Source organism: Rhodoferax sp. LB1P47, assembly GCF_056521445.1.
On sequence record NZ_JBWMAU010000009.1, the window covers coordinates 141,008 to 166,940 of the forward strand.

The 25,933-nt window shown below is 64.7% G+C and carries 22 protein-coding genes and 1 pseudogene; 9 read left to right on the top strand and 14 right to left on the bottom strand.

Features of this window, described 5'->3' with window-relative positions:
- Window positions 1-62 precede the first annotated feature (62 nt).
- Together AC0969_RS12200 and AC0969_RS12205 are read right to left on the bottom strand one after the other, a co-directional pair.
- Window positions 63-818 (bottom strand): alpha/beta fold hydrolase, encoded by a 756-nt coding sequence (locus AC0969_RS12200; RefSeq protein ID WP_479624410.1) that lies wholly within the window; start codon window positions 816-818, stop codon window positions 63-65.
- Window positions 815-1,849, bottom strand: coding sequence for a M14 family zinc carboxypeptidase (locus AC0969_RS12205; protein ID WP_479624411.1), 1,035 nt, complete (start codon window positions 1,847-1,849; stop codon window positions 815-817). Before AC0969_RS12205 ends, AC0969_RS12200 begins: the two co-directional genes overlap by 4 nt.
- Window positions 1,850-1,978: 129 nt before the next feature.
- Here AC0969_RS12205 and AC0969_RS12210 point away from each other — a divergent pair, with 129 nt between their 5' ends.
- On the top strand, window positions 1,979-2,116 hold the full coding sequence (locus AC0969_RS12210; protein ID WP_479624412.1) for a hypothetical protein: 138 nt from the start codon (window positions 1,979-1,981) through the stop codon (window positions 2,114-2,116).
- Window positions 2,117-2,215: 99 nt separating this feature from the next.
- Here AC0969_RS12210 and AC0969_RS12215 read toward each other — a convergent pair whose 3' ends face one another.
- The gene (locus AC0969_RS12215; protein ID WP_479624413.1) at window positions 2,216-2,839 is read right to left on the bottom strand and encodes a response regulator; all 624 of its coding nucleotides are present in this window, start codon (window positions 2,837-2,839) and stop codon (window positions 2,216-2,218) included.
- Window positions 2,840-2,901: 62 nt separating this feature from the next.
- Between AC0969_RS12215 and AC0969_RS12220 the strand changes: the two genes are divergently transcribed.
- Window positions 2,902-4,257 (top strand): sensor histidine kinase, encoded by a 1,356-nt coding sequence (locus AC0969_RS12220; RefSeq protein ID WP_479624414.1) that lies wholly within the window; start codon window positions 2,902-2,904, stop codon window positions 4,255-4,257.
- A 23-nt stretch (window positions 4,258-4,280) separates the two neighbouring features.
- Here AC0969_RS12220 and AC0969_RS12225 read toward each other — a convergent pair whose 3' ends face one another.
- The 3 genes from AC0969_RS12225 to htpG all read right to left on the bottom strand — a co-directional run bounded on the left by AC0969_RS12225 (window position 4,281) and on the right by htpG (window position 7,685).
- Entirely contained in the window at window positions 4,281-4,739 is a 459-nt protein-coding gene (locus tag AC0969_RS12225) for an SRPBCC family protein (RefSeq protein ID WP_479624415.1), read from the bottom strand.
- 70 nt (window positions 4,740-4,809) lie between these two features.
- Window positions 4,810-5,466 (bottom strand): hypothetical protein, encoded by a 657-nt coding sequence (locus AC0969_RS12230; RefSeq protein WP_479624416.1) that lies wholly within the window; start codon window positions 5,464-5,466, stop codon window positions 4,810-4,812.
- Between the two features lie 239 nt (window positions 5,467-5,705).
- Window positions 5,706-7,685, bottom strand: a complete 1,980-nt coding sequence (htpG, locus tag AC0969_RS12235) for a molecular chaperone HtpG (protein ID WP_479624417.1) — start codon at window positions 7,683-7,685, stop codon at window positions 5,706-5,708.
- Between the two features lie 210 nt (window positions 7,686-7,895).
- On the opposite strand from htpG, the pseudogene AC0969_RS12240 reads away from it, so the two are divergent.
- The 4 genes and pseudogenes from AC0969_RS12240 to AC0969_RS12255 all read left to right on the top strand — a co-directional run.
- Window positions 7,896-8,371: pseudogene (locus AC0969_RS12240) on the top strand (aquaporin); the annotation flags it as partial.
- A gap of 91 nt (window positions 8,372-8,462) precedes the next feature.
- A complete protein-coding gene (locus AC0969_RS12245) occupies window positions 8,463-9,362 on the top strand; it encodes a LysR family transcriptional regulator (RefSeq protein WP_479624418.1) in 900 nt (299 codons plus the stop codon).
- 199 nt (window positions 9,363-9,561) lie between these two features.
- Window positions 9,562-10,884: an MFS transporter gene (locus AC0969_RS12250; protein ID WP_479624419.1), complete on the top strand. Its 1,323-nt coding sequence runs from the start codon at window positions 9,562-9,564 to the stop codon at window positions 10,882-10,884.
- Window positions 10,885-10,933: 49 nt separating this feature from the next.
- A complete protein-coding gene (locus AC0969_RS12255) occupies window positions 10,934-12,211 on the top strand; it encodes a glycerate kinase type-2 family protein (protein ID WP_479624420.1) in 1,278 nt (425 codons plus the stop codon).
- Between the two features lie 160 nt (window positions 12,212-12,371).
- Here AC0969_RS12255 and AC0969_RS12260 read toward each other — a convergent pair whose 3' ends face one another.
- The 8 genes from AC0969_RS12260 to AC0969_RS12295 form a co-directional block, all read right to left on the bottom strand.
- Window positions 12,372-13,268, bottom strand: coding sequence for a pseudouridine synthase (locus tag AC0969_RS12260; RefSeq protein ID WP_479624421.1), 897 nt, complete (start codon window positions 13,266-13,268; stop codon window positions 12,372-12,374).
- Between the two features lie 68 nt (window positions 13,269-13,336).
- Complete coding sequence (gene kdpE, locus AC0969_RS12265; protein ID WP_479624422.1) at window positions 13,337-14,026, bottom strand: two-component system response regulator KdpE; 690 nt, start codon at window positions 14,024-14,026, stop codon at window positions 13,337-13,339.
- A gap of 136 nt (window positions 14,027-14,162) precedes the next feature.
- Window positions 14,163-16,907 carry a DUF4118 domain-containing protein gene (locus AC0969_RS12270; RefSeq protein ID WP_479624423.1) on the bottom strand — a complete coding sequence of 915 codons (2,745 nt, stop codon included), beginning with the start codon at window positions 16,905-16,907 and terminating at the stop codon, window positions 14,163-14,165.
- A gap of 9 nt (window positions 16,908-16,916) precedes the next feature.
- On the bottom strand, window positions 16,917-17,489 hold the full coding sequence (gene kdpC, locus AC0969_RS12275) for a potassium-transporting ATPase subunit KdpC (protein WP_479624424.1): 573 nt from the start codon (window positions 17,487-17,489) through the stop codon (window positions 16,917-16,919).
- Between the two features lie 162 nt (window positions 17,490-17,651).
- Entirely contained in the window at window positions 17,652-19,721 is a 2,070-nt protein-coding gene (kdpB, locus tag AC0969_RS12280; RefSeq protein ID WP_479624425.1) for a potassium-transporting ATPase subunit KdpB, read from the bottom strand.
- A gap of 82 nt (window positions 19,722-19,803) precedes the next feature.
- Window positions 19,804-21,603, bottom strand: a complete 1,800-nt coding sequence (gene kdpA / locus AC0969_RS12285) for a potassium-transporting ATPase subunit KdpA (protein WP_479624426.1) — start codon at window positions 21,601-21,603, stop codon at window positions 19,804-19,806.
- On the bottom strand, window positions 21,603-21,701 hold the full coding sequence (gene kdpF / locus AC0969_RS12290) for a K(+)-transporting ATPase subunit F (RefSeq protein ID WP_479624427.1): 99 nt from the start codon (window positions 21,699-21,701) through the stop codon (window positions 21,603-21,605). Before kdpF ends, kdpA begins: the two co-directional genes overlap by 1 nt.
- Before the next feature lie 258 nt (window positions 21,702-21,959).
- Window positions 21,960-23,333, bottom strand: a complete 1,374-nt coding sequence (locus tag AC0969_RS12295; RefSeq protein WP_479624437.1) for an MFS transporter — start codon at window positions 23,331-23,333, stop codon at window positions 21,960-21,962.
- Window positions 23,334-23,572: 239 nt separating this feature from the next.
- On the opposite strand from AC0969_RS12295, the gene AC0969_RS12300 reads away from it, so the two are divergent.
- From AC0969_RS12300 to AC0969_RS12310, 3 genes are all read left to right on the top strand, one after another.
- Entirely contained in the window at window positions 23,573-24,727 is a 1,155-nt protein-coding gene (locus AC0969_RS12300; RefSeq protein ID WP_479624428.1) for an ATP-binding protein, read from the top strand.
- Window positions 24,724-25,341, top strand: a complete 618-nt coding sequence (locus tag AC0969_RS12305; protein ID WP_479624429.1) for a 3'-5' exonuclease — start codon at window positions 24,724-24,726, stop codon at window positions 25,339-25,341. Before AC0969_RS12300 ends, AC0969_RS12305 begins: the two co-directional genes overlap by 4 nt.
- Before the next feature lie 106 nt (window positions 25,342-25,447).
- Entirely contained in the window at window positions 25,448-25,801 is a 354-nt protein-coding gene (locus tag AC0969_RS12310) for a RidA family protein (protein WP_479624430.1), read from the top strand.
- Window positions 25,802-25,933: the final 132 nt, after the last annotated feature.

Sequence of the window (25,933 nt, forward strand, 5' to 3'; positions counted from 1 at the left end):
GCTGCCGGGTCAGCATTGTTAAATTTGATAGCTGCTTGCGCAGTTTTTATATGCTCTGGGGCCTATTTTGACCATTGAACCACCTGCTGCACCACCCAGCCGCCGTCGTCCAGCGGCAGGTCGTGCCCGGCGGCCGGGTGCACCTGTAGCGGGCACTGCCACTGCCGTGCCAGCGCGTGGGAGCAGGCCACCGACACCAGCTGGTCTTGCGCGCTGGCCAGCAGCAGGGTGGGGGTTGCCAAGCGGCTAGGGGCGGTGAAACGGGCGGCTGCCAGTAACTGGCGCAGCGCGTTGGCGCGGCTGACGGGGTGGCGCTGGCGCAGCGCCAGCCACAAGGGCAGCAGGTTGGGGTGGGCGGCGTTGCTGGTGATGCGCAAAATGCTGCGCTCCCACATCTCGGGGGTAGCCCCCGGCAGCGCCAACCGCAGCAGCCGCGCATAGTTGCCGGGCCGCAGCCGCTGGTAAAACGGGCTGAACGGGCGCAGGCTGGTGTTGATCAGCACCTGCGCTGCCACTTCCATCGGGTAGGCCGCCGACCAGGCCACCGCCACCATCGCCCCCAGCGACATCCCCAGCAGATGCACCGGGCCGGTGATCTGGCGACGGGCCAGCGCGGTGCGGCAGTGGGCCACCATGTCTTCCACCTGCGTGGGACTGGCTTGCTGGTACAGATGGCCGTTGCCCGGCAGGTCCAACGCCAGCACCTCGCAGCCCGGTAGGGCCGCCGCCAACGGCCCGGTGAACGGGCCCCAGTGGCCGCTCTCGCGGGTCAGGCCACGCAGCAGAATCCAGGTGCGGATGGGTGCCGGGCGTCTCAAGGGCGGCTCCCGTACCAGTCGTGCTGGGCCTGGGCGTGGTGGTAGGTGCGCAGGTCTTCGGCGGGCAACCACAGCCGGTGCCCGTGGGCGGCGCGGGCCAGAAAATCCAACAGCGACTGGTGCTGGCGCAGTACCCGCTGCTGGCGGTGGGCGATCAGCGGGTTGAAGATGCCGTGGCGCGAAAACAGCTGGCGCGGGTTCTTCTTCACCCACAGCCACGAGCCCATCTCCAGCGTCAGCGGCAAAAAGATGCGCCCGGACCGCGCGCTGGCCTGCCGGTACAAGTGGTCCCACAGGTCGCCGTGCGCCAGGTATTGCAGGCTTTGCGGCTCAAAGATGTAGCGGTAGTGGCTGTGCGAGGCAGTGAAGATGTTTTTGAGGGCGTGCATCTCGGCCAGGTGGGCAATCGGCGTGCGGGTGTGGGCGTAGGGAAACCACAGCCGGTCGCGGGAGCCAAAGCCCGAATGGCAGTCCACCGACAGGCTAAAAGGCCGCGACAGCAGCTCGGCCTGCACCACCGCGCACACGGCCTGGTTCTCAGCCTCCATCGCCGCGCCAAAGGCCCCGCGAAACCACGGCAGCCGCGCACTCAGCCGCTGCCCGCCCACCATAAACGGCACCGGCTCGCGCGCATCCACCGGGGCATTGCGCATCAGGTCCACCCCCTGCGGATTGGCCCGCGTGCCCAGCGCCATGCCGCCGGGGTTGACGATGGGCATGAACACCAAACGCACCGATTCCAGCTGGCGGTGCAGCGCGCTGTCCCAGGCCAGCCGCTCCACCAGGCTGTGCAGGTAGGCAATCACCACGCCCGCGCCGATGCGCTCCAGCCCGTGCACCCCGCCAAAGTAGCCCACGGCGGGCACATCCAGCGCGGGGTTGCCCAAGGTGATGCAGCGCACCGGGTAGCTGCCGCCGCCGGGCAGGTCCACGCTACACACGGTGCGCGCCTGCAAGTGGCTACCGCCCAGAGCGATGGTGCGCTCCAGCGCGTCCAGCTCGGGCAGGGCAAAGGGGGATGGGTGGGGCACGGGGCAGCATAGCGACACCGGCGGCGCTGCGGGGGGTAAAGCCAGCGCGTTGCATGGCTATTGCACGTGGTCACGCGGCTGTCACGCGGCGGGTTTAGGGTGGGCGCTCTGTTTTATCAGGAGCCCATCATGGTCTTGTTACGCAAAGCAGCGGTGATGCTCTCGGTCATGCGCCTGGTGGCGCTGCCCGCCTGCCTGGTCTACGGCGTGTGGGAGCTGTGCGCCTTGCAGCGGGCGCGGTGGCGCTACTCTTCTGCATCCAGGTAGACGTAGCCGCCATGCCCGCCCTGGCCGCAGTCGGCGCCAATGGTGCTGAAGTCGATTTCGTCCCCCGGTTCTACGCCCAAATGCGTAGACCCTGGGCTGTCAGCAGCCTTGGATACGAATCGCGTAGGCCGCCATTTCCGCACTATTGCGCATCCCCAGCTTGCGGCGAATGTTCTCGCGGTGCTTGCGGGCGGTGGCTTCGCTGGTGCCCAGTTTTTGGCTGATTTCCTTGCTGGTCAGGCCCTCGCCCACCAGATGGAGCACGGTGCTTTCGCTGGACGTAAGCTTGCTGGGCGGGGTGCTCTGTAGTTCGGGCACAAACAGGCGGGCGATTTCGGCGCTGATGTAGCGCTTGCCCTGCGCCACCCGCCGAATGGCCAGCAGCAGTTCTTCGCTGTCCTCATTTTTAGGCAAATAGCCCGCCGCCCCCAAGGAGAGTGCGGCGCGGATGCTCTGCGCGTCCAGCCGCGCCGTGACCACCAGCACCTTGACGGACATTTGCGCGCGGTTCAAGGCCTCCATGACGCCCAGGCCATCCAGCCGGGGCAGGCCCAGATCCAGCAGCAGCACGTCCGGCTGGGTGTGCAGCGTCTGGGCCAGCGCCTGTTCGCCGTCCTTCACCACGCCCACGCAGTGCATATCTGGCTGGGTGCCCAGCAGCATGTGCAGCGCATCGGCCAAAAGCGCGTGGTCTTCCGCAATCAGGATTTGAATAGGTAGCATGCGGGAAGATTATCGCCAGCGCGCGGCGTTTCTACCCATCGGGCAAAGGAAAGGGGGCTGACGTGTTCAAACCAAAACAGAGCGAGGGGTTGCAGGCATACGAAGAAAAAGCCTTTGCGCTGTACTTCCTGTACGACATCCATTACCCCTACATCAGCATCACCCTGATGTCGCTCGTATCGGTGTGGCTGATGGTTGGACATGTGCCCACCGTGTCGATTGCGCTGTGGTTCTTTGGCGGAGGTGCTGTGACGCTGCTGCGCGAGGTGTTTGTGCTGCGCATGAAGCCCATACTGGCCCAAGGCCGTGGTTACCGCACCGTATTGTGGGGTTTTGGTCTGCTCTTGCTGCTGACCGGTGTGACCTGGGGCGCATTTGCGTGGCTGTATTTCGACCTACAAAAACCCCTCACGCTGTTGATGGTGGGCTGCTACCTGGCCGGCCATGTGGGAGGAGCGATCACACCCCTGTCCATTTTTTTACCCACTTTCTATTTGTTTGCCTTGCCCGCCGTATTGCCCTATGTGTACCTGCTGGCCACAGCGGGCACCGAAGAGCACCTTGTTCTGGCGGGTCTGAGCATGCTGTTTCTGTTTTCCATGTCGGGGTATGCGCATCTGACCAACCGCCTGCACCGCGAATCCATGCGCCTGCGCTTTGAAAACCAACGCCTCATCGAAGACCTGGAGCTGCGCAAAGCCGATGCCGAAAACGCATCCCACACCAAAAGCCTGTTCCTGGCCGGCATCAGCCACGACCTGAAGCAACCCATCCGGGCCATCGCCCTGTACACCGGCTTCCTGCGCCACAACGCCGCGCAGACCAATGGCCGCGAGGTGGTCGTGCAAACGGCCACCAAGATAGAAAAAGCCGTGGCCTCCATCCACGGGCAAATTACCCGTTTGCTGGAGCTGTCCCGGTTGGAATCGGGGGCCATGCCCCTGCACGAAGATGCCGTGCCGCTGGAGACCTTGTTTGCCCACTGCCACAGCCTGTTTGCCGCCCAGGCGGCGGCGCAGCAGGTACGCCTGCACTTTGCGCACCGCCAGCAAGTGGTCTGGACCGACCGCCGCATGCTGGAGTCGATCCTGGAGAACCTGGTCAGCAACGCTGTTAAACACACGCCGAATGGCGCTGTCTATGTGGGCACCCGACTGCGCACCAGTTACCCCGCAGGCCAGCAGCTGTGCATTGAAGTGCGCGACTCCGGCGTGGGCATCGCCCCGGCGCAACTGCCCTTGCTGTTCGATGCCTACCGTAGCTTCGACGACCGCGCTGCCAGCGAAAGCCACGGTCTGGGCCTGGCCATCGCCAAAGCCCAGGCCAGCTACCTGGGCTGCGACATCGTGGTCGCGTCTGCGGTGGGGGCTGGGTCTCGGTTTACGGTGTGCGGGCTGCATGGGGCCGCCGCCACGTAAATCTTCCGAACTTGCACCAGCCGCTACGCCCCGTCGGGAATCTCCGGCTCGACCAGCTGCGCCAGCAGCCCCAGCGATTCCTGCCACCCAAGGTAGCAAAACTCCACCGGAATCACCGCCGGAATCCCCTCCTGCACGATGTTCAACTCGGTGCCGCAGGCCACTGGGCGCAACGTCACCGTGACCTGCATTTCGCCCGGCAGGCTGGGATCGTCAAAGGTGTCGGTGTAGCGGATCTGGGTGTGCGGCGTGAGTTCGGTGTACGTGCCGCCAAACGAATGGCTGCTGCCGGTGCCGAAGTTGGTGAACGACATGCGAAAGCTGCCGCCCACCCGCTCCTCCGAGTGGTGCATCTTGGCCGTGAACCCGTGCGGCGGCAGCCACTTGACCCGGGCATCGGGGTCAAGAAAGGCGCGGTACACGCGCTCGGGCGGGGCGCGCAGGACGCGGTGCAGGCGGACGGTGTGGGTTTGGGTGGTCATGGGTGAACTCCTCTGCTGAAACCGGACAATTAATCACACGGAACTTGGTAGTCCATCCATGTGGGGGCGGTCATGCAATCCATTTTTGACCCGTAGCGATCGCAATTTCAATAATCACGGCATAAGCGCCCAAAGAAACTCCGATCGCACTAGAAAAGCAAATTATTCTCTTGCCAAGGGATGCCGTTTTCTCTAACAAACGCCACTCAGTTATTGCGCCCCAAATCATCAAAACAATCCAAATCAACATGCATGCGTCAGGTAAATAAGAAATATTTAGTTGAAGAGCAACTGTACCCATCAAGAGAAACAACCAAATAGGACAAAACAGATAACACTGGGTTCCAAAGGCATCTCTGAAAGCCGTGCGTCCAAAGCCTCGCCCTGAGGCGGAAAGCGTTGCAAGTGCCCACACAAATGGCAATGTGCATAGGACAAAAGCAATCACGAGACTCGCATCCGCGATGGCGGGCATTGATTCAAGATCCTTGTCCGTTTTATTGACAGCAATAGTCAGCGGCACGGTTCCAAGCAAAAAGAAAAGTACGGGCGGCATTCGATCGTCAAATTTTGGACCGTCTGCCTTTGATTTCTCTAAAGCCATTTTTCGCAGAAAAGTTATTGGGTGAAAAATTAAATCAACCAGGGTGATGGGGAATAGACAAATCCATGCAAATAACTCCAGCGTATTTTCTTCTATGGCTTGCGAAAGTTTCAGTGGTTCCATGTCCATAGCCCCTTCAGTGATTCAGTGGTTGAAAACAGCGTTTCGCACCGATTTTGGGTCGCGGAAGCCTGCGCTCCAACCCCAAAATGGATGACACATCCAGCATTTGCCAGCACCGCACAAAAAAAGCCCCGCCAGTCTCACGACTGCGGGGCTTCTTCATGGCATTAACGCTACAAATTAAATAGCTACTCGCGCACTCAGAATAAGCGCCAGAGGCACTTTTCGCTTAAATCCACTTACACCAGCAGCGCATTCACGCGTTTGACGTAAGCCGCTGGATCGGCAGGCAAACCGCCCTCGGCCAGCAGCGCTTGGTCAAACAGGATATGCGCCAGATCGTTGAAGTGCACCGAGCCCTCCAGCTTCTTCACCAGGGGATGGTCGGCGTTCACTTCCAGCACGGGTTTGACTTCCGGGGCGACCTGGCCGGCTTGCTTGAGCATGCGGGCGAGCTGGGTGCTCATGCCGTCGTCTTGCACCACCAGGCAGGCAGGGCTGTCGACCAAACGGGTGGTGACGCGCACGTCTTCGGCCTTGTCTTTCAGGGCTTCTTTCAGCTTGGCCAGCAGGGGTTTGAAGGTTTCGGCGGCCTCGATAGCGGCTTTCTTTTCGTCCTCATCCAGCAGCTTGCCCAGGTCGACCGCGCCCTTGGCGACGGACTGCATCGGGGTGCCGTCGAAGTCTTGCAGGTAGTTCAGCGCCCACTCGTCCACGCGATCGGTCATCAAGAGCACTTCGATGCCCTTCTTCTTGAAGACTTCGAGCTGCGGGCTGTTCTTGGCTGCGGCGGCGTTGTCGGCGGTGATGTAGTAGATGGCGTCTTGGCCTTCTTTCATGCGCGCCTTGTACTCGGCCAGCGACACGGTGGTGCTGTCGGTGGTGCTGCTGGCAAAGCGCAGCAGCTTGGCCAGGCGTTCGCGGTTGGAAAAGTCTTCGCCCAAGCCTTCTTTGAGCACCGCACCGAACTCGGCGTAGAACTGGCTGTACTTGCCGACCAGGGCCTTGTCTTCGTCGCTGACCACATCGGTCACATCATCGGTGGCCACGGGCAAAGCATTGTGCTTGGCCAAATCTTCCAGCATGCCCAAGACGCGCTTGGTGCAGCCTTCGCGGATGGCTTTGACGTCGCGGCTTTCTTGCAGCAGCTCGCGGCTCACGTTCAGCGGCAGGTCGGCGGAATCGACCACGCCCTTGACGAAGCGCAGGTAGCTAGGCAGCAGGGCTTCGGCATCGTCCATGATGAAGACGCGCTTCACGTACAGCTTGAGGCCGCCCTTTTTGTCGCGGTTCCACAGGTCTTGCGGGGCTTTGCCGGGCACATACAGCAGCTGGGTGTACTCGGTGCTGCCTTCAACGCGGTTGTGGGTGTGGGCCAGCGGGGCTTCATAGTCGTGGCTGATCTGCTTGTAGAAGTCGTCGTACTGCTCGGGGGTAATGTCTTTTTTGGCGCGGGCCCAGATGGCGCTGGCTTTGTTGACGGCTTCCCATTCGCCGGTGTTGACCATGCCACCGGGTTGGCGGCCGCCTTCTTCATTGCTTGGGTCGATCAGGTCGCCGTCTTTCCACTCTTCTTTTTCCATCAGGATGGGCAGGCTGATGTGGTCGGAGTATTTGCTGATGATGCCCTTGAGCTTCCAGGCGGATGCGTAGTCCAGGGCGTCGTCGCGCAGGTGCAGGATGACGCTGGTGCCGCGCTGGTCGCGGGTGATGCCTTCGACCTCGAACGCGCCGCCACCGCTGGCGCCGCCGTCGCTAGACCAGCGCACGCCTTCAGAGGCAGCGGTTCCGGCGCGGCGGGATTCGACGGTGATGCGGTCGGCCACGATGAAGCCGGAGTAAAAGCCCACGCCGAACTGGCCGATCAATTGCGAGTCGGCCTTTTGATCGCCCGACAGCTTGCTGACGAAGTCCTTGGTGCCGCTCTTGGCGATGGTGCCCAGGTTGTCAATGGCTTCTTGCTGCGTCAGGCCAATGCCGTTGTCGGCGATGGTCAGGGTTTTGGCATCCTTGTCGAAGGACACGCGCACTTCGAGGTTGGGCGCATCTTCATACAGACCGGGAGTGGCGATGGCTTCAAAGCGCAGCTTGTCGCATGCGTCCGAGGCGTTGGACACCAATTCGCGCATGAAAATTTCTTTGTTGGAATACAGCGCGTGGGTGACGAGGTGCAGCATTTGGGCCACGTCGGACTGGAAGGGAAGCGTTTGCTTGGTCATGTTCGTGTGTGTAGATAGTTCGGGAAAAGAGGTGTCGGCACGCACAGGAATGCACAGTTACCGGGCAACCCTCAATTATGGCCGGGCAGGTCAATTGCAAGCCCTATGGCGCGGGGCAGGCCCGCAAAGTTGAATTTGTAAATATCGTATACAAAGTTTCCGCCAAAAACAGCCGATTCTGTGCATTAGTTGCCGCCGTCACATTCCCCCGCGACGATGATGGCCGCCGCGTTTGCGGGCGTGGGCATTGGCCTGCTGGGCGTGTCGCTGGCGTTTGGCCTGACGCTGGTGACCGGGGCTTACGCCCTGGGCCCGATCTCGGGCGGCCACTTCAACCCGGCCGTATCGATTGGCCTGGCGATTGGCAAGCGCTTCCCCGCATCCGGCCTGCCTGGCTACATCATTGCGCGGGTGCGTTTGCCACCAACGGCTTTGGGGCCAACTCGCCCGGCGGTTTCAGCATGCAGTCGGTGCTGATCTGCGAAGTGGTGATGACCGCTATCTTCCTGATCGTGATTTTGGGCTCCACCGCCAAGCGCGCGGCCGGTGCCTTTGACGCCCGCAGCACCGGCCCGGCGCTGTTCGGGCCCGGTGCAATGGGCGATTTGTGGCTGTTCTGGGTGGCCCCCATCGTAGGCGCGATTGTGGGTGCGGTGATTTACAACCTGCTGCTGAGTGACGAGTGATTTATATGCTTTTTAGGCCGCTAGCCCTTATTTAATAGGCGAGAGAAGCTATTAAATAAATAGCAAATCAATCCATGGCGATAATGCCGCGATGGAACTCACCCCACTCCGTGCATTTCTGGCCGTGGCCCGCCACGGCCAGCTGGTGCGGGCGGCCGAGCAACTGCACCTGACCCAATCCGCGCTGTCCAAGCAGATCAAGGGCCTGGAGGACGAGCTGGGCGTGCTGCTGTTTGCGCGCACGCCCACCGGCATGGTGCTCACCGGCGAGGGGCGGCGGCTGTTGCCGCTGGCCAGCCGGACCGTGGAGTCGGTACACGACATCAGCGCGCTGGCAGCGCAGATGCGGGGCACGGTGTCGGGCGGGCTGCGGCTGGGCACCATCATCGACCCCGAATCCATCCGCCTCGGCCCGCTGCTGGCGGCCCTGCTGGAGTTTTACCCGCACGTAGACGTGGCGCTGCAGCACGGCATTTCGGGTAGCGTGCTGCAGATGCTGCGCGATGGCGAGGTGGATGCCTGCTTCTTCCTGGGCGCACTGAAAGACCCGGACATCGCCGTGCGCCAGCTCTGGCTGGAGCACTACGTGGTGGTCGGCCCCGTGGCCTGGGAAGCGCGGCTGCGCCAGGCCGACTGGAGCGACCTGGCCGCCATGCCCTGGCTGTCCACCCCGGTGGGCGGCTCGCAGTACGGCCTGGTGGCCCAGATGTTTGCCGAACGCGGCCTGAGCCACCGCACCTCGGTGCAGGCCGACCAGGAAGCCACCATGCTGGAGCTGGTGCAAAGCGGCGTGGCCCTGAGCCTGATGCGCGAACGCATCGCCGCACCGGTGCTACAGCGGGGCCAGTTGGTGGTGTGGCAGGGCGTGCGCCTGCCGTGCCCGCTGTCGCTGCTGTACCGCCGCGCCGATGAAAACGCCGCCACCCTCCAGGCCCTGCTGGCCATGCTACAGGTGGTGTGGCCGGTGGATCCCAGCGATCCCGTTGACTAGGGGTTTTCACCATGCAGCGCCCGGAGGCAGGCGCGCAAGTCCTTGTTAGCAAAGGCTATTCCTGCACGTTGATGCTGGGTTGCCGCAAAGTCACTCTTTGAAACGGGGCCATCTCCCTAGACTGCGCCCAGACCGGTTTTCCTGGTCGGTGGCGACGCGCCACGCACCCCCACAAGTCCATCTCCTGGAGACATAAGAAATGCCCATTCCCGCCCCTGCCAGCGACGCGCTGGAGCAAGCCACCTACCGCAAGGTCATGTGGCGGCTGATTCCCTTTCTGTTCCTGTGCTACGTGGTGGCCTACCTGGACCGCGTCAACGTAGGCTTTGCCAAGCTGCAGATGCTGACCGATTTGAAGTTCAGCGACACCGTGTACGGCCTGGGGGCGGGCATCTTCTTCATCGGCTACTTTTTGTTCGAAGTGCCCAGCAACATGATCTTGCACCGCACCGGGGCCCGGGTGTGGATCGCCCGCATCATGGTCACCTGGGGCGTGATTTCTTCCTGCATGATGTTCGTCACCACCCCCACCATGTTCTATGTGCTGCGCTTCTTTCTGGGCGTGGCGGAAGCGGGCTTCTTCCCCGGCATCATCCTGTACCTGACGTACTGGTTCCCATCGGCACGCCGCGCCCGCGTGGTGGCGCTGTTCATGACGGCCATTGCCTTGTCGGGCGTGGTGGGCGGCCCGCTGTCGGGCTGGATCATGCAGGCCTTTGCCGGGGTGAACGGCTGGGCGGGCTGGCAATGGCTGTTTTTGCTGGAAGGCATTCCGTCGGTGCTGGTGGGCATCGGCGTGTACTTCTACCTCGATGACTCCATCGCCCAAGCCCCCTGGCTCACCGATGCCGAAAAGCGCCTGCTGATCGACAACATTAGCCGCGACGAAGGTTCCCGCGCCGACCACAGCCTGAAGCAAGTCTTCCGCAATGGCCGGGTGTGGCTGATGGCCAGCATCTACTTTTGCTTCATCATGGGCCTGTACGGCATCAGCTTCTGGCTGCCGCAGCTGATCAAAACGGCGGGCGTGAAGGACGTGCTGGATGTGGGCCTGCTGACCATGATTCCCTACGCCCTGGCCGCCGTGGCCATGGTGCTGGCCAGCCGCAGCTCGGACCGCAGTGGCGAACGCCGCTGGCACACCGCCGGGGCCGGTTTCGTTGGCGGTATCGGCCTGATCCTGAGCGGCATCTTCGGCGGCGATCTGGCGCTGGCCATGGCCGCACTGAGCCTGGCCACCATGGGCATTCTGACCAGCCTGCCCCTGTTCTGGACGCTGCCGACCAGCATGCTGCGCGGCTCGGCGGCGGCAGCGGGTATTGCGCTAATCAACGCCGTGGGCAACCTGGCCGGGTTCGTCAGCCCTTTCATGGTGGGCAGCATCAAGGATGCCACCGGCAGCACCACAGCAGGCCTGTATGTGCTGGCAGGCAGCCTGTTTCTGGGCGGCATACTGGTGCTACTGGCCACCCGTGGCCGCCACCAGCCCGCAGCGCTGGCAATCCGCCCAGCGCGCTCTTAGCGCCTACCAAAGCCGACCAACGTCTGTCAACGCCGGATCGCCTGTCCTTATGAAGCCCTCCTTGCCGGTTGACCAGCGCACCCTGCTGCGCAGCCTGTTCGATGCGGCCATCGCTGCCGCACAACCCGCGCTGTGCCTGCCCCCGCACCTGCCACCCTCTCCCAAGGGGCGCACCATCGTTATCGGCGCAGGCAAGGCCTCGGCAGCGATGGCCCGGTCGCTGGAAGCGCATTGGCCCGGCCCGCTCGAAGGCCTGGTCATCACCCGCTATGGCTATGCCGTGCCGTGTGAACGCATCGAAATCGCCGAAGCCGCCCACCCGGTGCCCGATGCCGCAGGCCAGCAGGCCACCCAGCGCATCCGCAACATGGTGAGCGGACTGACGGCAGATGATTTGGTGATCGCCCTTATCTCCGGCGGCGGCTCGTCGCTGCTGGTCGCCCCCGCCGCGGGCCTGACCCTGGCCGACAAGCAGGCCGTGAACAGCGCGCTGCTGGCGTGCGGTGCCAGCATCTCCGAGATGAACTGCGTGCGCCGCCACCTGTCCCAGGTCAAAGGCGGTCGCCTGGCCGCCGCCTGCCACCCGGCGCGGGTGTGGACCCTGCTGATCTCCGATGTGCCGGGCGACGACCCCATCAATATCGCCTCCGGCCCCACCGTGGCCGACCCCACCAGCTGCGCCGATGCGCTGGCCACCATCGAGCGCTACCGCATCCCAGTGCCGCCCGCCGTACGCGCCTTGCTGGAAAGCGGCCAGGGCGAGAGCGTGAAGCCCGGCGATCTGCGGCTGGCGCGCTGCACCACGCGCACCATCACCGCCCCGCAAATGGCCCTGGAAGCCGCCGCCGCCGTGGCCCGCGCCGCCGGGGTCACCCCCTACATCCTGGGCGACAGCCTGGAGGGTGAGGCCCGCGACCTGGGCAAGACCATGGCCGGCATCGCCCGCCAAGTGGTGCTGCACGGCCAGCCGTTCAAAACGCCCTGCGTGCTGCTGTCGGGCGGCGAGACCACGGTCACCGTCAAGGGCCAAGGCCGGGGCGGGCGCAATGTGGAATTTTTGCTGTCATTGGCAGTGGCCCTGGACGGCCTGCCCGGCGTGCACGCCCTGGCGGGCGATACCGACGGCGTGGACGGGGCCGAAGAAATCGCCGGGGCCGTCATCACGCCCGACACCCTGGCCCGCGCCTGGGCGCTGGGCATCCCCCCCCGGCACAGCCTAGACCACAACGACGGCCACGGCTTCTTCCAGGCGCTGGGCGACTCGGTGGTAACCGGACCCACGCTGACCAATGTGAACGACTTCCGCGCCATCCTGATCGAGGGCTGAATGGCTTTTAGGCCGCTAGCCCTTATTAGAACGGCGCAGCAAGCTATTGTTTTAATAGCATGCAAGCTGCCGCCTATGCCTGCCAGCCCGCACCTTTCTATCGATCGCGGCAGGCCCCCCGCCCACGATGGTGTCGCCAGATGAGAGGCCGCGTGCGGGCTTAAAACTTCTCGTGCGGGGCCAGGTAGCGCCACTGCCCCAGCGGCAGATTGCCCAGCATCACATTGCCGATGCGCACGCGCTTCAGGCCCACCACCTTCAGGCCCACCAGCTCGCACATGCGGCGAATCTGGCGCTTTTTGCCTTCGGTCAGCACAAAGCGCAGTTGCTCGGGGTTTTGCCAGGTCACCTTGGCGGGCTGGAGTTGCTGGCCGTCCAGGCTGAGGCCGTGGCGCAGCTTGGCCAGCATGGCGGGGGGGAACACGGCTTGCACGTTGCTGGTGACCGGGTCGTCGTCGTCCATGCGCACCAGTTGGCCGGTGGGCGCGGGCTGGCCCAGGCCGTGGTAGGCCACGCGGACCAAATATTCCTTCTCCATGTCCGAGTCTTCACCGATGAGCTGGCGGGCCACGCGGCCGTCTTGCGTCATCACCAGCAGGCCGATGGAGTCGATGTCCAGCCGCCCGCAGGGGGCCAGGCCGCGCAACTGGTTGGGGTGGTGGAAGAAGCGGGCGTTGTCGTCCACCCAGCGGTTTTGCGGGGTAAACAGCGTGACCGCCGGTTCGTGCCCGTCCTCGGCCTGGGCGCTCACATAGCCCATGGGTTTGTTGATCAGGATGGTGACCTGGGTGGCCTGGTGGCCGCTGGCGGCCTTGTCGATCTGGATGCGGTCGCTGGGCGTGACCTTGACCCCCATCTCGGCAACCGCCCCGTTGACCTTGACCCAGCCCTTGGCGATCCATTCATCGGCCTCGCGGCGCGAACACATGTTCATGTCGGCCATGCGCTTGTTCAGGCGGATGGGGTCAGTGCTGCTGACCGTTCCCGTGGCACCTGCGGGGGGCGCGGCGCGGCGGAAGGGGACAGGGGGTGCAGGGGGTTGGATGGGGGTGTTCATAATTTGCTATTAGTTATGTAGCTACTTGTGCAGGTAGTATCTGCGCTAGAGGCATATTTCTTTACATTTTACGCCTGTAGCAGCCGGTAGCCCACCCCAGTTTCCGTCAGCAAATGCACCGGCTGCGCCGGGTCGGCCTCCAGCTTTTGCCGCAGGTGGCCCATGTGGATGCGCAGGTAGTGGCTTTGCTGGGTGTGGGCCGGGCCCCAGACTTCGCGCAGCAGCTGGCGGTGGGTGAGCACCCGGCCTGCGTTGCTGGCCAGCACCGAGAGCAGGCGGTATTCGATGGGGGTGAGGTGTACCTCGGCACCGCCCCGGCGCACCAGGCGGGCGGTGCGGTCTACCTCCACCGTGCCAAAGCGGAACACGGCCTCCTCGCTGCCCTCGGCCACGCGGGGGCGGCGCAGGTTGGCGCGCACGCGGGCCAGCAGCTCGCCCACGCCGAAGGGCTTGGTCAGGTAGTCATCCGCCCCGGCATCCAGCGCGGCGATTTTGTCGGCCTCGCCGCTGCGGGCCGACAGCACGATGATGGGCACGGCCGACCAGCCGCGCACGTCGCGCAGCACGTCTAGCCCGTCGCCATCGGGCAGGCCCAGGTCGAGCACCAGCAGGTCGGGCTTGCGGGTGCCGGCTTCCGTCAGGCCTTGTTGGGCAGTGCCGGCCTCGAAGACTTGCCAGCCTTCGGCCTCCAGCGCGGCACGCACGAAGCGGCGGATGTGGGGTTCGTCTTCGACGAGGACGGCGACAGGGGTAGTCATGGGGACGCATAGCCAGACATCCGACCCCCACCCCAGCCCTCCCCCGGTGGGGGAGGGGGCAATGCGGGGCCCGGTATTGCTCCCTCCCTCTTCGGGGGAGGGCTGGGGAGGGGGCGGGCGGTCATCAACGGTGTGCTCAAGGGATTTCCGGTGGGGGTTTGCGCGGCAGTGTGAGGGTGAATTCTGCGCCACCGCCCGGAGCGTTGGCGGCGCTGATCTGGCCCCGGTGCGCATCGGCGATGGCTTTGCAGATGGCCAGGCCCAGGCCCACGCCGGGGGTGGCCGATTCGGTGCTGCCCCGGGTGAATTTGTCGAACAGCTCCGCCTCGCGGCCGCGCAGTTTGGCGGGCAGGCCGGGGCCGTGGTCGCGCACCGTGAGCACCAGGCTGGTGGGGGTGGCGCGGGCAGTCAACACGATGGGCGCCGCGCCATATTTGGCGGCGTTTTCCAGCAGGTTCACCAGCACGCGCTCCAGCAGCACCGCGTCATATTCAACCAGCGGCAGGTCGGCGGGCACATCGGTATCCACAGGCTGGCCACGCAGGGCCGGGCCAGCGGCGCGGATGGCGGAGCCCACCAGCTCTTCCACCGACTGCCAGTCGCTGCGCAGGGCCACGCCGCCGTTTTGCAGCCGCGCCATGTCCAGCAGGTTGGTGACCAAGGCCGAGAGTTCGCGGGCCTGCACCACCATCGCTTGCGCGGTATCGGCCTGCGCGGGGGCCAGCGGCGGTTGGGAGGTTTGCAGCGACTCGGCCAGGCCCATCAGCGCGGTCAGCGGGGTGCGCACGTCGTGCGAAATGGCGGCCAGCAAGGTGTTGCGCAGGCGCTCGGATTCCATGTGGACGACGGCCTCTTGCGCCACCTCCACGTAGTGCACGCGCTCCAGCGCAATGGCGATTTGCCGGGCCAGGGTTTGCAGCAGCTGCTGTTGCTCGGGGATGCGCAGCCAGCGGGCCTGGCTGGGCTTGAGGGCCAGCACGCCGCGCACCCGCATGGGAGCTTGCAGCGGCACGCAATGCCAGGGGTGGGCGGGCAAGGTGGTGGTGGCCAGCCCGGCACTTTTACCGGTGCGCAACACCCAGTCGGCAATGCCAGTGTCGAAGTCGTGCGGCAGCAGGGTGGGCAGGATAAGGCGACCTGTGCCAGTGTCGGGGTGTTCGGCCACCAGCACCATCACCTTGCCGCCTTTGACCGGGTCGAAGGCCTCGCCCTCGACCTGGGTGAACAGGCGCTGCACAGCGGTCTGGCCGATCTGTACCACCTGGCTGGTCAGCAGCGCGGCGGACAGTTCCCGCGTCAGGTCGAACAGGGCCTGGGCCCGGCGCTCGCGGCTGGCAGCGATGCGGGCCGCAAAGCGCAGCCCGGCGGTGAGCTGGCCGGTCAGCAGGCCGATGGCCAGCATCACACAGAAGGTCACCAGGTACTGCACGTCGCTGACGGCAAACGAGAAGCGCGGCGGCACAAAGAAGAAGTCGAACGCGGCCACGTTCAGCACCGCTGCCAGCGCCGCCGGGCCGCGCCCACAGCGCATGGCGACCAGCACCACGGCCACCAGAAACAGCATCACGATGTTGGCCAGATCCAGCCAGTCCGCCAGCGGCGCGGCCAGCAGGCTGACCAGCACCGCTGCGCCCACGGCGGCGGCATAGGCGGGCCAGCGGGGGCTGCTACTGCCGTCGGCATCCGAGGGCAGTAGCGTGCGGGGCAGGCTGCGGGCGCTGGGGCTGGCGCCAACTTCCAGCACGTCCAGCGTGGGGGCCAGGGTGGCGAGTTGGCGGGTCAATGGCGGGGCCAGCCGGTGCCACAGCTGCCAGCGCGGCGGCGGGTGGGGGCGGCCCAGCACCAGGGTGGCGCAGTTCAGGGTGGCCGCCTGGCGCACGAGCACTTCGGCAATAGGGCTGCCGGTGAGCACGGCCGTGTCGGCGCCCAGGGTTTCGGCCAGTTGCAGCACGGTCAAAATGCGGTCGCGCTCGGCGGCCTCTAGGCGTTGCAGCAGCGGGGTTTCCACATACGCGGCATGCCAGCGCACGTTGAGCTGCCCGGCCAGCCGCGCCGCGCTGCGCACGGTGTGCTCGGCACCCACATGCGGGCCCACGCAGGCCAAAATGGCGCCCGAGGTGTTCCACACCGGCGGCAAGGTGGAGGCACTGCCCGACTGCTCCACCCGGTAGCTGCGCACGTCGTCTTCCACATGCTCGGCGGTGCGGCGCAGGGCGATTTCACGCAGCGCCATCAGGTTGCCTTTGCGGAAGAAGTTTTGCGCCGCCCGTGCCGCCTGCTGCGGCAGGTAGACCTTGCCCGCCTGCAGCCGGGCGGTGAGCTCGTCCGGGGTGACATCCACCAGGATGATTTCATCGGCACTGTCGAGCACGGTGTCAGGCACGGTCTCGGTCACGCGGATACCGGTGATGGCACCCACCGTGCCGTTCAGGCTCTCCAGGTGCTGCACGTTCAGCGCCGACCAGACCTCGATGCCTGCGGCCAGCAGCTCCTGCACGTCTTGCCAGCGCTTGGGGTGGCGCGAGCCCGCCACATTGGTGTGGGCCAGCTCATCGACCAGCAGAATGGCGGGTTGGCGGGCCAGGGCGGCATCCAGGTCAAATTCGGGCAGCGTTTGGCCCCGGTAGGGCAACTGGCGCAGCGGCAACTGCTCCAGGCCATGCAGCAGGGCGGCGGTTTCTTTGCGGCCGTGGGTTTCCACCACGCCCACCAGCACCTCGCGCCCGGCCTGGTGGGCTTGCTGTGCGGCGCTGAGCATGGCGTAGGTTTTGCCCACGCCCGCGTTGGCCCCGAAGTAGATGCGCAACCGGCCTTTGGCGCGGGCGCTGTCTTGCGCTTGCAGGCGCAGCAGCAGCGCGTCGGGGTCGGGGCGTTGGTCCATGCGGTGAGGTTACTGCATGGTGTCCAGGGCTAGATTCAGTTGCAGCACGTTGACGCGCGGCTCACCCAGAAAACCCAGCCACGGTAGCTCGGTGTGCTGTGCCACCACGGCTTGCACCTTGGCGGCAACCAGCCCCCGCGCCTTGGCGACGCGCTGGGTTTGGTACAGCGCGGCCGCCGGGCTAATGTGCGGGTCCAGCCCGCTGGCCGAGGCCGTCACCAAATCCACCGGTACCGGTGCGGTATTGCCGGGGTCGGCATCGCGCAGGGCCTGGATGCGGCCCTTGACGGCATCGGTCAGCGCAGGGTTCAGCGGCCCCTGGTTGGAGCCGCTGGAGGCCGCGCTGTTGTAAGGAAAGGGCCCGGTGGCCGAGGGACGGCCCCAGAAGTGCTTGGGGTCGCTGAAGTTCTGGCCAATCAGCTCGGAGCCAACCGGTTTGCCGTCGCGCAGGATCAGGCTGCCAGCGGCTTCTTTCGGAAAAGCCGCCTGGCCCACGCCGGTGACGACCAGGGGGTAGAGCACGCCGGTGAGCAGCGTGAGGACGGTAAATAACACCAGGGTGGGGCGGAGGATGGGGTTCATTGTGGATTCCAAAGTTAAGTCGTTGCGTTATGCACCGTGGGTGGCTGCCCGCCCCCACCCCAACCCTCCCCCGTGGGGGGAGGGGGTAAGACAGGAGTCCTTTACTCCTCCCTCCCCCTTCGGGGGAGGGCCGGGGTGGGGGCGGGCGGCCATCAACGGGGGTTAAACAAAGTTGGCCGCAACCAGCACCATGTCAATTGCCTTGATGCCGATAAAGGGCACAACCAGGCCGCCCAGGCCGTAGATCAGCAGGTTGCGGCGCAGCAGCGCGGCGGCTCCCACAGGCCGGTATTGCACGCCCTTGAGCGCCAGTGGCACCAGGAACATGATGATCAGCGCGTTGAAGATCACCGCCGACAAGATGGCGCTGGACGGGCTGCCCAGTTCCATCACATTCAGCGCCTTCAGCTGCGGGTAGGTGCTGACGAAGATGGCCGGAATGATGGCGAAGTACTTGGCCACGTCGTTGGCGATGGAGAAGGTGGTCAGCGCGCCGCGCGTCATCAACAGCGCCTTGCCGGTTTCCACAATCTCCAGCAGCTTGGTGGGGTTGGAGTCCAGGTCCACCATGTTGCCGGCCTCCTTGGCCGCCTGGGTGCCGCTGTTCATGGCCACGGCCACGTCGGCCTGGGCCAGGGCGGGTGCGTCGTTGGTGCCGTCGCCGGTCATGGCGACCAGGTGGCCTTCACTCTGGTATTGGCGGATCAAGGCCAGTTTTTGCTCGGGCGTGGCTTCGGCCAAAAAGTCATCGACTCCGGCTTCGGCGGCAATGGCCGCAGCGGTGAGCTTGTTGTCGCCGGTGATCATCACGGTCTTGATGCCCATGCGGCGCAGCTCGCCGAAGCGTTCTTTGATGCCTGCTTTGACGATGTCTTTCAGCTCGACCACGCCCAAAACCGTGTTGCCTTCCACCACCACCAGCGGCGTGCTGCCCCGGCGGGCTACGTCGTCGGCCTGCTGGCTGACTTCGGTGGGCATGCGGCCGTTCTGCGCCTGCACATATTTGCGGATCGCGTCCACCGCGCCCTTGCGCAGCACGCGGGTTTGGCCACCCGCCACCACGTCGATGCCGCTCATGCGGGTTTGGGCGGTGAACGGCATGTCGGTTGTTTTGCCCACCAGAGCCTGTAAAAACCCCAAGCGTTGGGCCAGCGTGACGATGCTGCGGCCCTCGGGCGTTTCGTCGGTTTGCGAGGCTTGGGCGGCGCAGGCGGCCAGCTGGGACTCCAGCACGCCGGGAGCGGGGAAGAAGGCGGATGCCTGGCGATTGCCGTGGGTGATGGTGCCGGTTTTGTCCAGCAGCAGCACGTCCACGTCGCCAGCGGCTTCCACCGCGCGGCCGGAGGTGGCAATCACGTTGGCCTGCATCATGCGGCTCATGCCAGCCACGCCCACCGCCGACAGCAGGCCGCCGATGGTGGTGGGGATCAGGCAGACCAGCAGCGCGATCAAGGCCGTCATGCTCACCACGGTGCCTGTGCCTGCCGCCTGCACGCTGAACATCGAGAACGGCAGCAACGTCACGGTGACCACCAGGAACACGATGGTTAGCGCCACCAGCAGAATCGTCAACGCGGTTTCATTCGGCGTTTTCTGCCGCTTGGCACCTTCGACCATGCTGATCATGCGGTCCAGGAAGGACTCGCCGGGGTTCACGCTGATGCGCACCACCAGCCAGTCGGACAGCACCCGCGTACCGCCGGTGACACTGGAGAAGTCGCCACCCGACTCGCGCACCACCGGTGCCGATTCCCCGGTAATGGCGCTCTCGTCCACCGAGGCCACGCCTTCGATGACCTCGCCGTCCAGCGGAATCAAATCATGCGCTTCCACCAGCACCACGTCGCCCTTGCGCAGGTTTTCAGCCTCCTCTGGGAGCCAGGTCGTGCCGTGCTTGGGCACGCGCAGTTTCTTGGCCATGGTGCTTTTCTTCAGGCCGCGCAGCGACGAGGCTTGCGCTTGCGCACGCCCTTCGGCCAGGGCCTCGGCAAAGTTGGCAAACAGCACGGTGAACCACAGCCACACCGCCACCGACAGCACAAAGCTGGCCGTGCCGTCGCCGCTTTGCAGCGCCAGCACGCCGAACAGCGTGGTCAAAATGCTGCCGATAAAGACGACAAACATCACCGGGTTGCGCCACTGCACGCGGGGGTTGAGCTTGGTGAAGGCGGCGGCCAGCGCGGGCTTGAGCAAGGCGGGGTCGAGCAACACCAAAGATTGAGGGGTGTTCATACGGAGATCTTTCGAGAATTTAAGCCAAATTGGCCTCTAGCGCAGGTGCTACCTGCGCAGATAGCTATAAAAATAGTAGCAATCATGGTTTCGCCCACAACACAAGGTGTTCGACCACCGGGCCCAAAGCCAGCGCGGGCACGTAGTTCAGCAGGCCCACCAACAGCACGGTGCCGATCAGCAGGGTCACAAACAGCGGCCCGTGCGTGGGCAAGGTGCCCACCGTCACCGGCAGCCGCTGCTTGGCGGCCAGCGACCCGGCAATCGCCAGCACAGGAACAATCACGCCAAAACGGCCCAGCCACATGGCAATGCCCAGCAGCGTGTTGTAGAACGGTGTGTTGGCCGACAGGCCCGCGAAGGCGCTGCCGTTGTTGTTGCCCGCCGAGGTCAGCGCGTACAAGATTTCGCTGAAGCCATGCGCGCCGGGGTTGGCCACACCCACAGTGCCTGCACCCGACATCACCGCCACCGCCGTGCCTGCCAGCACCACGATGGGGGTGACCAGAATGGCGATGGAGGTCAGCTTCATCTCATGCACCTCGATCTTCTTGCCCAGGTACTCGGGTGTGCGGCCAATCATCAGCCCGGCGATAAACACCGCCAGGATGGCGAACACCAGCATGCCGTACAGCCCCGTGCCCACACCGCCAAACACCACTTCGCCCAGCTGCATCATCACCAGCGGCACCATGCCGCCCAGGGGTGTGAGCGAGTCGTGCATGGCGTTCACCGCGCCGCAGGACGCAGCGGTGGTAATAACGGCAAACAGGCTGCTGGCGGTAATGCCGTAGCGCAGTTCCTTGCCTTCCATATTGCCGCCCGACTGCAGGCTGCTGGCCAGCTGGTCCACACCCAGTGGGTGCAGCAGCGGATTCCCGGCTTGCTCGGCGGGGGTGATGGAGATGACCGCCAGCACGAACATGATGGTCATGGCGGCCAGTACGGCCCAACCTTGGCGCTTGTCGCCCACCACGCTGCCGAAGGTGAAGCAGAGTGCGGCGGGGATCACAAAGATCGCCAGCATCTGCAAGAAGTTGCTCAGCGCCGAGGGGTTTTCAAACGGGTGCGCCGAGTTGGCGTTGAAGAAGCCGCCACCATTGGTGCCCAGCATTTTGATGGCCTCTTGCGACGCGACCGGGCCCATCGGCAGGGTTTGCGTCTGGGTCTTGGCATCTTCCAGCACCGGTTGGTCTTTGGCATCCAGCACCGGCGCGCCTGCGGCATCCAGCTTGGGCACCTGGTAACCGGTGGTTTCCAGTGTGGTGACTTCCTTGTAGCCGTCAAAGTTCTGGATCACGCCCTGGCCGACCAAAAATACCGCGAACACCAGCGACAGCGGCACCAGCACCCAGGCGGTGACCCGCACGATGTCGGCCCAGAAGTTGCCGATCACGGCGGTAGAGCGCGCCACAAAGCCACGCATCAACGCAAACACCACGGCAATGCCGGTGGCAGCCGAGAAGAAGTTCTGCACCGCCAGCGCCAGCATCTGGGTCAAATAGCCCATCGTGGATTCGCCTGCGTAGCCCTGCCAGTTGGTGTTGGCCGCAAAGCTGATGGCGGTGTTGAAGGACGAATCGGCCGACACCGCCGCCATGCCCTGCGGGTTCAGCGGCAGCCACACTTGCAGCCGCTGCAGCGCATAGACCACCAGCGCGCCCAGCGCATTGAAAGCCAGCAACGCCAGCGCGTAGTGCGCCCAATGCATGGACTGGGTCGGCGACGTGCCCGCCAGTTTGTACAAAGGCGCTTCAAGCTTGTGCATCCAGCCCGGCACGTTGCCGTGGGCCAAACGCGCCAGCCACAGGCCCAGCGGCCAGGCGGCGGCCAGCAGCACCAGCAGATAGACGGTCAGCAAAATCCAGGCGTTGGAGGACATCAAAACTCCTCCGCGCAAATCAGCGCATAGACCAAATACGCCAGCAACAGCACGGCGCACACGCCACCCAGGCCATACAGCATTTCGAGCGAAATCATGCACGGCCTCCCTGGGGTTTTTCGAGCTTCTGCAAGCCCTTCACCAGCAACACCATCACACCCCACAGCAGGCCCAGGCCCGCAATCCAAAGCACATCCATACCATCCCGCTTTCTTTGAAAAATTGATGGGGTAAGGGTAGGTTTACGGGCGTAAAGATGGGGTAGAGAGCGGGGGGTGGGGTGTATGGAAAGCGTAAAGACGCGGGACGAGAAACCAGAGAATTGCGGAGAACTTACGCAAGTCCTTGTGTGTTTTTTATACCGCTTTTTCTACCGCCCACAGCCGGGCAAAGCTGGCCATAGAGGCCAGGCCGGCAAACACTGCCCCCAGCCCCAGCGCCCACATCGGGCCATGCAGATGGCCCATCAGCCCAAAGCACAGCGCCACCAGCGCTGCACCGGTGGTTTGGCCCAGCAGCCGGGCCATGCCGATCACGCCGCTGGCGCCACCGCTGCGCTCGGGCGGGGCGCTGGACATCAGCGCCTTCAGATTGGGCGACTGGAAAAAGCCAAACCCCGCGCCGCACAACGCCATGCGCCACACGATGTCCAGCGTCTGCGGCTCGCTGGGCAGCAGGGCCAGCGACACCATGCCCAGGCTCAAAACCGCCAGCCCCACACCGCCCAGCAGGCCCGGTGGGTGGCGGTCGGACATGCGCCCGGCAATCGGGGCAGCCAGCGCCACCACGATGGCCCAGGCCATCATCAAAAATCCGGTGCTGATGGGGTCGCGGTGCAGCACCTCTTCAAAATAAAACGGCAGCCCTACAAACGCCAAACCCTGCGCCGCAAACGCAGCAATGGCCGTCACGGTAGACAGCGCAAACATCGGGCGGCGCAGCAAATCCAGCGGCAACATGGGGGCCGGGTGCCCGGCCTGGCGGCGCAACAGCAACCCGCCCGCCACCAGAGTGACGGCCAGCGGGGCGGCAATCCACGGCCAGGCCTCGCGCTGTGCAGCGTTACCCAAGGCCAGAATCAGCGCGGCAAATGTGGTGGCCGTCAACACGGCGGCCACCCGGTCAAAGCCGTGGCTACGCGGGGCACTGTGGGGCAGCGTGGGCACCGCGAAGGCCAGCGCCATCAGCCCCAGCGGCACGTTGATGGCAAACAGCCAAGGCCAGGTTGCCACCGACAGCACCAGCGATGCCACCGCCGGGCCGAGGGTGAAGCCCAGCCCCACCACCAGCGCGTTCAAGCCCACGCCCCGGCCCAAACGCTCCGCCGGGTACAGCTGCCGCACCAGCGCGATGTTGACGCTCATCAGTGCCCCCGCGCCAATGCCTTGCAGCGCCCGGGCCCCCGCCAGCAAGGGCAGCGTATCGGCAAACGCACATAGCAGCGACGCGGCCGTAAAGAACGCCAGCCCGCCGATATAGATGCGCCGGGCCCCCAGCGCATCACCCAGTGCGGCAAACGGCAGCAGGCTGGCCACCACGGCCAGCTGGTAAGCGTTGATGATCCAGATCGAGGTGGCCGCCGATGCGTGCAGATCGGCGGCAATGGTGGGCAGCGCGGTGTTGGCAATGGCGGTGTCGAGCGACCCCAGCGCCACTCCCAGCATGATGGCCACCAGCGCCAGCCATTCGCGGGTGTGGAAGCGGGTGTCGGTGGGGCTGCGGGGTGGCATGGCAGCGGGGGAAGAAGAGGAAGGGATCATGTCGGGCATGCAAAAAATGTAGCCGCTCTGGCGGGCACGTGCCGGGCTGGGGTTAATACAGCGGCCTCTACTGAAAAGAAATGCATTGCCATTTATATAGATATTCCAACATCGCATATTCCATTTTCAAGACTATAAAAATAGTTAGCTTGAATATCCTGCATCGCACATGCAAATAGCCAGTAGTTTGTCTTTAAAATCGCGCCTCCATGATTGCCCGCACCGACCTCCAAAACCGCCTCCGCCAGCTCCTCAAAACCTTCCGCGCCGTCGAACTGGTGGGGCCCCGGCAGGTGGGCAAAACCACGCTGGCACGCCACTTCGTGGCCACCGACTCGCCCAACTACTTCGACCTGGAAAACGCCGCCGCACGCCGCCGCCTGGCCGAGCCGATGGCCGCGCTTGCCGATCTGCAAGGGCTGGTGGTGATCGACGAGGTGCAGCACATGCCGGAACTGTGCGAGGTGCTGCGCGTGCTGATCGACCGCCCTACGCACATCCAGCGCAAAGGCCAGTACCTGCTGCTGGGCAGCGCCACGCCGCGTGCCATGCACCAGAGCGAGTCGCTGCTGGGCCGGGCGGTGACGCTGGAGGTCACCGGCTTCAACCTCAACGAGGTGGGCGCAGACACCGATGCCGCCAACCGCCTGTGGCTGCGCGGCGGTTTCCCCGAGGCGTATCGGGAGCCGGACGATGCCGTCAGCGCCACCTGGCGCGAGGCGGCCATGCAGCGGTTTTTGTACAGCGACCTGCCCCAGCTCGGGATGCGCGTGCCCGCCCCGACCATGCTGCGCTTTTGGCACATGGCCGCCCAGACCCACGGCCAGACCTGGAACGCCGCCCCGCTGGCGCGGTCCCTCGGCAGCAGCGAAACCACGGTGCGCCGCTACCTGGACCACCTGACGCAAACCTTCATGGTGCGCCAGCTGCCGCCGTGGTTTGAAGACCTGGGCAAACGCCAGGTGAAAGCCCCCAAGCTGTACCTGCGCGACTCCGGCCTGCTGCATGCGCTGCTGGGCGTGCAGACCCTGCCGCAGCTGCTGGCGCACCCGCTGTGCGGTGCCAGCTGGACCGGCTTTGCGCTGGAGCAGGTGCTGCGCATCGCCAAACCCGACAGCGCCTGGACCTGGTCCACCCACGCCGGTGCCCGGCTGGACCTGCTGATGCTCAAAGGCAGCCAGCGCATCGGGGTGGAATTCCAGCGCGCCGACGCACCCAAGGTCACCCAATCCATGCGCATCGCCCAGCGGGATTTGAAGCTGGACGCGCTGTACGTGGTCTACCCCGGCCAGCACCGGTTTACGCTGGCCGATGGTGTGCAAGCCGTGCCACTGTGGGCCCTGCTGCCCGGAGAGTTGCCATGACCCGTTTAGCCGTCATTGACTTTGAAACCACCGGCATCTCCCCCGGCCAGGGCGACCGTGCCACCGAGGTGGCCATCGTCATCGTCGAGCACGGCCAGGTGCTGGACCGCTTCCAGAGCCTGATGAACGCCGGGGTGCGCATCCCTGCGTTCATCACCCAGCTCACCGGTATCAGCAACGCCATGCTGGCCCACGCGCCCAGCGCCGCCCAGGCGATGGCGGAGGCCAGCCGCTTTGTGGGCAAGCTGCCGCTGGTGGCGCACAACGCCGCGTTCGACCGCAAGTTCTGGCAGGCCGAGCTGGCCCGCATCGATGACCCCGCCGACCAGCCCTTTGTGTGCACCCTGCTGCTGTCGCGCCGCCTGTACCCGCAGGCCCCGAACCACAAACTCGGCACCCTGGTGGACTACCACCGCCTGCCGCCTGCGGCCCAAGCCCACCGCGCCCTGGCCGATGCCGAAATGGCCGCCCACCTGCTGGGCCAGATCCAGCACGACCTGCGCCAGCGCTGGGGCGTGGCTGCGCCGCACAGCCCGCTGCTGATGGCCGTGCAGCGCTGCGCCAAGGCGGGGGTGGGCAAGCTATTGGCACAGCATGGGCGCGGCAATATTTAGGCATCCAATCGGCATCCCGCGCATATTGAACCTGCGCTGGCAGCTATTTATTTTGTAGTAATCCACAGCCGGTAAGCTATCTCTCCACTTTCTAGAAAGCCACACCATGACCATCCAACGCATCCACCCCGGCAACCGACTCTGCGACGCCACGATCCACAACGGCGTGGCCTACCTGGCCGGACAAATCCCAGAAGATGCCAGCCTGCCCATCACCGCCCAAACCCAGAGCGTGCTGGACCAGATCGACAGCGTGCTGGCCTTGGCCGGTAGCGACAAGTCGCGCATCCTGAGCGCCACCATTTACCTAAGCAGCATGGGCGACTTTGCCGCCATGAACGCGGTGTGGGATGCCTGGATCGGCAGCACCGGCATCGGCCCGGCGCGGGCTACGGTGGAGGCGCGGTTGGCACGGCCCGAGATCAAGGTGGAAATTATGGTGATCGCGGCCGTTCGTTGATTTTCAAGTAAAAATGGCTCTCTTCCGTTTCGGGTGGCGCACCACGGGCTAGAAAATTGTGTTGACATCCAATCCCAAAGGAGAAACACAAATGCAAGAAGCGTTATTTTGCCAAGCACTGGGACTGTCAGC